This window comes from Exiguobacterium sp. s142, assembly GCF_018618455.1.
GTDB classification, from domain to species: Bacteria; Bacillota; Bacilli; order Exiguobacteriales; family Exiguobacteriaceae; genus Exiguobacterium; species Exiguobacterium aurantiacum_A.
Genome location: NZ_JACSMB010000003.1, coordinates 238,766 through 247,705, shown reverse-complemented (window position 1 = coordinate 247,705; position 8,940 = coordinate 238,766). Strand labels below are relative to the sequence as shown.

7 protein-coding genes and 1 pseudogene are annotated in these 8,940 nt (G+C 52.6%); 4 read left to right on the top strand and 4 right to left on the bottom strand.

Annotated elements, in window-relative coordinates:
• Nucleotides 1-87: 87 nt before the first annotated feature.
• A pseudogene (locus KNP77_RS05030) lies at nucleotides 88-891 on the bottom strand (RNA-guided endonuclease TnpB family protein); the annotation flags it as partial.
• A gap of 362 nt (nucleotides 892-1,253) precedes the next feature.
• Here KNP77_RS05030 and KNP77_RS05025 point away from each other — a divergent pair.
• Nucleotides 1,254-1,955, top strand: coding sequence for a peptidoglycan DD-metalloendopeptidase family protein (locus KNP77_RS05025; RefSeq protein WP_353048807.1), 702 nt, complete (start codon nucleotides 1,254-1,256; stop codon nucleotides 1,953-1,955).
• Nucleotides 1,956-1,995: 40 nt separating this feature from the next.
• Here the strand turns inward: KNP77_RS05025 and KNP77_RS05020 are convergent, their stop codons facing one another.
• On the bottom strand, nucleotides 1,996-2,859 hold the full coding sequence (locus tag KNP77_RS05020) for an SDR family oxidoreductase (RefSeq protein WP_251138926.1): 864 nt from the start codon (nucleotides 2,857-2,859) through the stop codon (nucleotides 1,996-1,998).
• A gap of 178 nt (nucleotides 2,860-3,037) precedes the next feature.
• Between KNP77_RS05020 and KNP77_RS05015 the strand changes: the two genes are divergently transcribed.
• Nucleotides 3,038-4,165, top strand: coding sequence for a sensor histidine kinase (locus KNP77_RS05015; RefSeq protein ID WP_251138925.1), 1,128 nt, complete (start codon nucleotides 3,038-3,040; stop codon nucleotides 4,163-4,165).
• 41 nt (nucleotides 4,166-4,206) lie between these two features.
• Here the strand turns inward: KNP77_RS05015 and KNP77_RS05010 are convergent, their stop codons facing one another.
• Nucleotides 4,207-5,649 carry a carbon starvation CstA family protein gene (locus KNP77_RS05010; RefSeq protein ID WP_070328143.1) on the bottom strand — a complete coding sequence of 481 codons (1,443 nt, stop codon included), beginning with the start codon at nucleotides 5,647-5,649 and terminating at the stop codon, nucleotides 4,207-4,209.
• A 245-nt stretch (nucleotides 5,650-5,894) separates the two neighbouring features.
• Between KNP77_RS05010 and KNP77_RS05005 the strand changes: the two genes are divergently transcribed.
• The gene (locus KNP77_RS05005; protein ID WP_201738424.1) at nucleotides 5,895-6,041 is read left to right on the top strand and encodes a hypothetical protein; all 147 of its coding nucleotides are present in this window, start codon (nucleotides 5,895-5,897) and stop codon (nucleotides 6,039-6,041) included.
• A gap of 260 nt (nucleotides 6,042-6,301) precedes the next feature.
• Nucleotides 6,302-7,387, top strand: coding sequence for a GGDEF domain-containing protein (locus KNP77_RS05000; RefSeq protein WP_214888998.1), 1,086 nt, complete (start codon nucleotides 6,302-6,304; stop codon nucleotides 7,385-7,387).
• A 217-nt stretch (nucleotides 7,388-7,604) separates the two neighbouring features.
• Here KNP77_RS05000 and KNP77_RS04995 read toward each other — a convergent pair whose 3' ends face one another.
• Nucleotides 7,605-8,696: an ABC transporter ATP-binding protein gene (locus tag KNP77_RS04995; RefSeq protein ID WP_214888995.1), complete on the bottom strand. Its 1,092-nt coding sequence runs from the start codon at nucleotides 8,694-8,696 to the stop codon at nucleotides 7,605-7,607.
• Between the last annotated feature and the right edge of the window lie 244 nt (nucleotides 8,697-8,940).

Sequence of the window (8,940 nt, the reverse complement as noted above, 5' to 3'; positions counted from 1 at the left end):
TCGGTCAGAACAAACTGTGGCTGATGAAGTGAGCAATAGTGAGCATTATTAAGCGAACGAAATTGTACATAAAGACGTTGACATTTATACGACGACGACTTGGTTCTCGTCGACGATGCGTCGTGACAGCTTGTGGAGGAAGTCATGTCGGCGGTTCCGTACCTTTTCATGCTTTTTGGCCAACAGGAGCCGCGCCTTCTCGCGGTTCCGGCTGCCGGGCTTCTTGCGGGAGAGCGCGCGCTGCGCCCGTCTCAGCCGTTCCTCGGCCTCGCGCAGGTTGCGCGGGTTCGGAATTGTCTCCGTCACCATCGCATCGTTCGTCATGACGGCGAAGTTCCCGAGGCCGAGATCGATCCCGATCTTGTGCTCGGCCGGGACCCAGGGCTCGTCGTCCTGCTCGACGAGGAGCGACACGAAGAACTTGCCCGCTTTCGTCATCGACACGGTCGCCGACCGGATCTCGCCGTCGAAGATTCGGTGCTGTGTGAAGCGGATGAACCCGACCTTCGGGAGCCGGACATGGCCCCCTTCGATACGGATCGTGCCGTGCTGGTTGTTCGTCGTGTAGGACGCGCGCGCTTTCCGTTTCGACTTGAACACCGGGAAGCCGGCCGTCCCGGCGAAGAACTTCGCGAACGCCGTGTCGAGGTGCAGCTTCGCGTTGGCGAGCGCGAGGCTGTCCGCCTCGCAGAGGAACGGGAACAGCGGCTTGCAGGAGGCCGGCGTCGGCGGCTTCCGCTTCGGCCCGCCGTTCGCCTTCGCCTCCTCGTGGAGGGTGATGCGGTCCTCGAGCAGCTTGTTGTAGACGAAGCGGGCGCAGCCGATCGTCCTGACGAGGAACTCGGCCTGTGCCGCCGTCGGGTGGAGCCTGTATTTATAGCCCTTTAGCATGTCTGCGCCTCCTCCCGGCCGATGATCGTGATGAACGTCTTCCTCATCCGATACCCGCGACGGGGGAAGGGAAATCTGACGAAATCACGAACTTATGTTCGTCATATCTGTCACAGGGGTGGCCAAGAAGTTTATGTACGGGCGATTTATCTCCCACCTACGCTGGGCTTCGCCCCAGACGCTTAGAGGTGGGAGAATTCTGCTTAAATCAGTTAAAATTCCAATATATTTTTTTGAAATATAAATGACATATTTAATTATATTTTTTGATGGTAAAATTCCTAAAGAAGGTTAAGAAAAACATCGTTCCGTCGCCCTGTTAACTGACCGAAAGGATTTACCAAAAAATGAAAAAACAATTAATGACAATTACTCTCGGCGCACTTCTCGTTTCCGGTTTGACGCTTCAAACGTCAACACCGGTAGAAGCAGCCACTTCTTATAAAGTCAAAATCACAACGAACAGCTTGAACGTGCGGACGGGTCCATCGACCGCCTACAAAAAGGTCGGCAGCGCCAAGCTCGGTCAATCGTTCACGTATCTAGGGGCGACCGGCTCATGGACGAAAATCAATTACAACGGCAGCACGAAATATGTAGCGAGTACATATGTCAAAAAATATAGCGGTACGGCGTTACAAACGGCCACGGCAGCTAAATTCATCATGCCGGCGCAAGGCAGATTGTCGCAAGGGTATGGCCCGGCGAGCGGAAAGTACGGTTACACGTTCCATAACGGCATCGACATCGCGGCCGCCAAAGGGACACCGATCCAAGCGGCCGCTTCCGGTCAAGTCATCGTCGCCCGAAACTATGGCGCCTACGGGAACCACGTCATGATCTCGCATACGATCAACGGCCAAGCGTACACGAGCGTCTATGCCCACATGGATCGGTTGAACGTCGTCAAAGGCCAATCGATCTCAAAAGGCGCGAACATCGGGACGATCGGGAATACCGGCAACTCGTTCGGGAGCCACCTCCACTTCGAGATCCATAAAAACAAGTACGTCTATAGCGGCTCGACAGCCGCCAACAGCGTCAACCCGTATACGTTATTCTAAAAAACACACTTTTATCCGTTAACGGATAAAAGTGTGTTTTTTAGCGTTGGAACGCATCTACATGATCACGTGCGAACTCAGCAAACGAACGTGGCTTCTCCCCGGTCAACCGTTCAAAGTCGTCCGTCACCGCCTTCGCCGTCCCGAGCCGTGTCATGAGGTAGAGCGCCATCGTCACATTCACATACGCTGGATCCAGGCCACGTTCCTGAATATAGTGTGAGCGATAGCGCAACATGCCCGGCTTGGCGTACGTGATGCGCCGCCCGGTCAGAATCGTCAATTGGTTGGCGATGTCGACATAATCGAGCGCCTCGGGTCCGGTGAGCGTATAGGCCGTATTGCGATGTGACTCCGGGTCGGCCAAGACGTACGCGATTGCCTTGCCGATATCCTCGGCGTCGATGAAGCTGACTTGACTGTTACCGGCCGGGATGAAGATCTCGTCGTCTTGACGGATCTCCTCGGCGTGGACGCCGGTCACGTTCTGCATGAAGAAACCTGGCCGGATATGAACGGATGGAACACCTGACTGCTCGATGTACTTCTCGATCTTATAGTGTGGCGGGAACGGATTCGTCTCGACGCCCATGAGTGAAAGAAAAGCGACGAGTCGAATCGAACGTTCGGCCATCGCCTCAATGAACGGAACGAACACGTCCGCATCCCCGATCTGTGGCGGACGCATCAAAAAGACGCGATCGACCCCGTCGAGCGCCGCTTCGTACGTGTCCGGGTTTTCAAAATCGAGTTCGACGTGTCGTGCCGCCGTCGGGAAGCGCCGTTGCAGCTCGTCCACCCTGCTTCCGGCCGCGACGACAGCTTCCCCTCGACCCTCTAAATACTTCACAACGTATTGTCCGACGTTCCCGGTCGCACCGGTCACTAAAATCGCTTGCTTCATCATATCGCCTCCTCTTCTCATTGTCGTACAGTCCCGTCTGTTTGTGTTTGAACAATTTGTGCCGACCGTCCCGATTTCCTTTCATTTTTAGGTAGGTCCATGGACTATATAGGGAAATACTGCACAATGTCGTATAATAGAGACAAATCAATCGACATCGTAGAGAGGAGGCCGACGCATGGACCGAAACCGATTTTATCGTTCATCCGCAAGGCACGGCCGAACACGTCCAAAACGAGCCATCCCGAACTATTCAACACGACGCCTGCCGCACTTTCCCATCGCTTCACTCATCGAGGAAGTGCAGGATGCCGTCTGTTATATCGATTTTACCCGCAACCACCTGTATACGAACCAACCGCTCCGTGCTTTCTGTCCGTCGCTGACGACGCGGCGCTTCACCGATTTCGAGACCTTGAGCCGCTTCTTCCATGACATGTTCGAACGGAACGAGGCCGACCCGGTCGCCGTGACGTCTTTTTGGGAAGAATTGCTCGACAATCGCTTCGGCTGCTGTCCGAGTATGGAACCCCACTACTTCCAACTTGGCGACCGGACGCTGCAACTCATCTTGAACTTCACCCACACCCCGCGCGGCGTGTTCATCCTCTGGCGCGACGAGACCGAAGCGCGCCGGTTCGAGGAGCAGAAAGACTCATTTTTGGCCGAGCTGTCGCATGAGTTCCGCTCACCGCTCACCGCCATCAGCGGCTACACCGAACTGCTCATGTACCAACATACCGATAACGAGAAGACGCACGGCATGCTGACGCTCGTGAAGCGAGAAGCGGAGCGGCTCGAACGGCTCGTCGATAACTTCCTCGACTATCAACGCGTCAACTACTCCGCGGAATTGCTGACGCTGTCGACGTTCGCACTCAAACCGGTTCTTGAAGGCATTGTCGCCCACTATGAGACGACATCCCCGAATCACCAGGTCGTCTTGTCCACTTGCGACGCGACGATCGAGGCCGACCAGGAGAAGTTGTTGCAGCTGCTTCACAACTTGATCGGCAACGCCATCAAGTATTCACCGAAAGGCGGGACGATCCGGATCACGGGCTCGATGGACGATACGACGCTCGTCTTGTCCGTCCGTGACCCAGGCATCGGTATCCCTCCTGAGTCCATCCCTTACATCTTTGACGAGTACTACCGGGTCGACTCCGACTCCCACCGTCCGATCAAAGGGACCGGGCTCGGCCTGCGCATCTGCAAACGGATCGCCGAGGCGCACGGTTGGGGCATCCACGCCGACTCCGTGTACGGAGAAGGGACGACGTTCTCAATTTACTTATATGACTGATCAACAAAGGGGCCCGGCAATGTATGCCAGGCCCCTGTTTGTTATGCGGCTTTTCGAACCGGTGCGTCGCACTCGAGATTTTGGGCGCGCATCGCTTTGGCGTGCTTGAAGAACAAGAAGAACAATGTCACCGTCCCGACCGTCGCGATGACGTACGGAATGACCCCATCCATCTTGAAGCCGATCGGCGCCGTCAAGATATAGAACCAGACCGCATACAGCATGAACGTCCCCGGGACGAGCGCGATCCAGTAGTTGCGTCCTTTGATGTACAAGTACGTCGCCCCGACGAACAAGGCGATAACCGCCGTCGTCTGGTTGGCCCAGTTGAAATATTGCCAGAGGAGACGGAAGTCGACTTTCGTCAAGATGAACGAGATGACGAACAACGGGAGTGCGATCCAAAGGCGTGATGCGAACTTCTTCTGCGCGATCTTCATGTAGTCGGCGATGATCATCCGGGCGCTACGGAACGCCGTGTCACCTGACGTGATCGGCAAGACGATGACACCGAGGATGGCGAGCGTGCCGCCGATGCTGCCGAGCATGAGCGTTGCCACTTCTTGGACGACGAGCGCCGGTGTGCCGGCGTTGATCATCGCGAGCAGTTGACCCGGTTCGAAGATCGCCATCGCGGCCGCTGCCCAGATCATGGCGATGACGGCCTCGACGATCATCATGCCGTAGAAGATGCTGCGACCATTGCTTTCTTTCATCGTCGTCCGCGAGATGATCGGCGACTGCGTCGCGTGGAATCCTGAAAGCGCGCCGCACGAGATTGTGAAGAACAAGAGCGGCCAGATCGGCAAGCCGTCCGGGTGCATGTTCGTGAACGTCATCTCAGGGACCTGATAGCCTTGGGCGAACAGGCTGACGGCGATGCCGACGGCGCTGATCAACAAGAGCGCCCCGAAGAACGGGTAGATGCGCCCGATGATCTTATCGACAGGTAAGAGCGTCGCCAAAATGTAGTAGCCGAAGATGGCGAGGAGCACCCAGGCGAGCGTCGACGCGTTACCGTCGAACAAGTTGTTGATCATGTTGGCCGGTGACGTAACGAACACCGTCCCGACAAGCAGTAGCAACAAGAGCGCGAACCCGTTGACGACGTGGCGGAGCGAGCGGCCGAGGAACTTCTCGGCGAGCTGCGGCAAGTGTGCGCCGTTGTTCCGGAGCGAGATCATCCCGGTCAAGTAGTCGTGTACCGCCCCGGCAAAGATTGACCCGACGACAATCCAAAGGAATGCGACCGGACCGTAGAGCGCTCCCATGATCGGACCGAAGATCGGACCGACACCGGCGATGTTCAACAGTTGGATCATCGAGTTACGTTTTTTTCCCATCGGTACATAGTCGACACCGTCCTGAGACGCATAGGCGGGCGTCGTCCGCTCTTCCTTGATGCCGAACGTCTTCTCGACGTAACGGCCGTAGACGAGGTACCCGACCAATAATAATCCTAGTGCGATAAAAAATGTAATCATCTTCTCTTCCTCCTATAATATGACCCATGTATGATTTCTTATTGTGAAGTTTATCACAATTAAAATATAACAGGCTTTCCTATGGATGGATAGATGTAATTGCTCACTATTTCACATGAAAATAACAATGTTCATTTTTTAGACAAACGTTGCTGTTGAGCCATTTTTATGAAAACGGTTACTTTTAGAATGAATCATTCCGCTTCCGGGAACAGTCAAAGAGAGACACAGAAAGGATGAATCAAATGAAACGACAACGTGGATATTTAGCACTACCGGTCGCCGTCGCCTTTATTCTCATCTTCGGACTGTTGTTCGACAACTGGTGGCTCGGTATCGGGATCGGCATCGCGATGTTCTTTGCTTTTAAAGGAACGAAGAAAAAGGCGTGATGTTGAACTATGTATTCTGATTCGCCGAAATTTTAATAGGGAAATACTATGCTGCATTGAAGTGAGAGGATCAACCATTGATTTGGGTGTTCCTCTTATTTTTAATGCTTTCAGTCATGTGAACCACTAGTAAATCAGTAGTTTGAATACATTGAACCATCTTATTTTTACAGTTTTCTTCAAAAAAATATTTTCGGATTTGACAAGTTTTTGCAGTCTGTTACGGTTAAAGTATACTCTGTGACTAAGGTCGTGATTTTATGCCAATTATCTCTCTATTCGTTAATGCTTGTGTCGCTTTTACCGGCTTTTATTTGATTTCCAAAGTGTTTCACTCACAACTATTCTTCTCATCAAGAAGTCGTGGCGTCCTAATCGGTATGCTCGCGGGGATGCTCGGCTTGTTCCTTATGTTTAACGGTGTCGAGGTGAACGAGGATGTCCGTGTCGACTTGCGCCACTTGCCGCTCGTATTGCTCGCTTTTTATGGTGCACGTTTGCCATTGTTCATCGCGACCGGCTTTATCGCAAGCACTCGGTTCTTGTTTGGATTCACTGATCAAGCCGTCGTCGCCTTTATCGCGACGTGGTTCGTTAGCCTCGGTATGATATGGATTCATCGCCGTCTGTCTGAACGACTGTTCTTTCAAAGTATGCTATTAAACGTCTGGGCGCTATTTGTTATATCAATCGCCGTATTAATCAATCTCGGCTGGAGCATGTCTTATATCACACTTATCGCCACGATTTGGACGATTGGACTATTGGTCGGGTTGCTCTCGAGCGTACTGACGATTGACCTTGAGCAGGCGAAACGACGAGCGAAAGATTATAAACAATCCGCCGAGCGTGACCCTTTGACCGGTTTATTCAACCGTCGTGTCTGGGATCGTTATACGTCTGAACTAGAGAATGAAAATCGGTCGTCTAACGTACTGGCGTTAGATATCGACCATTTCAAACGCGTCAACGATACATATGGTCATGCAAACGGGGACCTCGTTTTACAACGCTTTGCTGAACTGCTTTTGGCTGAAACGAGATTGCATGATGTGGTCGCACGTGTCGGTGGTGAAGAGTTCGTCATTTTAATGTATGATCTTACTCCTGAAAAGGTGGAAAAAGTCGCTGAACGTATTCGTAAGCGGATTGAGGATGAAGTTTTCGTATTGAAGGACTTTCCTCCGATTCATATCACCGCTTCAATCGGGATTGCCCACGGTAAATCGGAGCCGGTTCAGAAGATGACCGAAGCAGCGGACAACGCATTATATCAAGCGAAACGCTCGGGACGAAACCAAGTGATTCTAACGAATGTCAGTGAACTTTCACTCGTAACCAACTAATGATTCACCTTAAAAAATGGAGCCTTCGAGTGAAGGTTCCATTTTTTTATACGTTGAGTGAGCTCCCCGTATATGAGCGCAGGATTATGTTTCCGAAGTCGAATCAACTGTTGATAATATTGAAACAATGACAAGAGGCCGTCAGGAGCGCATCAATTGCTCCCGGTGGCCTCTTTCCTATGAATCTACAGTGCTGTCCCCGCTTCTTGCTTCTCGTTCATCGTCTGATTTCGAGTGTCTCAAACAGCTTCGGTGGACGAGTCTCAAGGAGCCCTCCGTTCTCGTCGAACAACGTCATATGCCGCGGCGCAATGTAACATGCCACTTTTTCGCCGATCGCGAGCGGCCATTGACCTTCCCATTTGGCAATCCACTCGGCATTCCCTAAATGAAACGTGAGCACTGTTTCCGCACCGAGTACTTCAATCCTTTTCAACTCGGCATAAAAGGTCACATCTGCTCCCGCCGGCAGGATGTGCTCGGGTCGGACTCCAAGTATCGCCTGCTCTATTCCCGTGACCAATAAGGGACGGAACAGACGGCCGTCGTTGACAGACCATCCCTTGTCACTTCGCGTCACAGGCGTCAAGTTCATCGGGTGTGTACCAAGGAACGACGCGACGAACGTATTCGCCGGTTTGTTGTACAAGTCGAGCGGTTTACCGATTTGCTGAGCGCGACCGTTATTCATGATCATCATCCGGTCCGCCATCAACATCGCCTCGCTCTGGTCTTGGGTCACGTACAGAAACGTCAGACCAAAATGTTGTTGCCATTGCCGAAGCTTCGCGCGAAGTTCCGTTCGAAGTTTGACATCAAGGTTCGAGAACGGTTCATCGAGCAAGTAGATTTGCGATTCCGTGCTGAGCGCTTGAGCCAAAGCAATCCGTTGTCGTTCCCCCCCTGAGAGTTCGTATGGTTTTCGTTTCATGAGGTCGGACAGTTCAAACAGATTGACCATCTGACGGCATCGGTCTTGTCGCGCTGAACGTGTCAAGCCTCTTCCGCGCAAGGACCACTCCATGTTTTGCTCAACGGTCAAGAAGCGATAGAGCGTGTCCTGCTGAGACAAATACGCCACCTCTCGTTCCTTCGGTTTCAACCGATTCGTCGCGACCCCGTCAATGCGGATCGTCCCGCTCGTCGGCGACTCCATGCCGGCAATCATGCGAAGGAGCAAACTTTTTCCGCAGCCTGACGGGCCGACAATCGCAAAACATTCGCCCGCCTCGACCATCATATCAAGCTCGTTTATGACTTCACGGTCCCCATACTTTTTTCTAACATGTTGTAGCTGGAGCGATTTCATACTGAACTCTGATTGCTGCTCGTCTGAAGTGTCACGTCCAATCGAACGGCAGACGCATCAAACTGTCCATGGTAGACGGTGATAGGTCGGGACACCACGTTGTATGTCACGATCGGAAGAGAGATGGAAGGGATAGCATCCCACGTTTGAGAGTTAGGTTGACTCGAACAAGGATCACCTTGTTTTGTTTCAAGTTCTACTGCGTGCGTATTGCTATTCATCTGAATCATTCCTTTCTAAAAAA

Coding starts and splice junctions, on each gene's coding strand:
- KNP77_RS05010 (WP_070328143.1), bottom strand. CDS start 5,649: ATGATTACATTTTTTATCGCACTAGGATTATTATTGGTCGGGTACCTC.
- KNP77_RS05025 (WP_353048807.1), top strand. CDS start 1,254: ATGACAATTACTCTCGGCGCACTTCTCGTTTCCGGTTTGACGCTTCAA.
- KNP77_RS05020 (WP_251138926.1), bottom strand. CDS start 2,859: ATGAAGCAAGCGATTTTAGTGACCGGTGCGACCGGGAACGTCGGACAA.
- KNP77_RS05000 (WP_214888998.1), top strand. CDS start 6,302: ATGCCAATTATCTCTCTATTCGTTAATGCTTGTGTCGCTTTTACCGGC.
- KNP77_RS04995 (WP_214888995.1), bottom strand. CDS start 8,696: ATGAAATCGCTCCAGCTACAACATGTTAGAAAAAAGTATGGGGACCGT.
- KNP77_RS05015 (WP_251138925.1), top strand. CDS start 3,038: ATGGACCGAAACCGATTTTATCGTTCATCCGCAAGGCACGGCCGAACA.
- KNP77_RS05005 (WP_201738424.1), top strand. CDS start 5,895: ATGAAACGACAACGTGGATATTTAGCACTACCGGTCGCCGTCGCCTTT.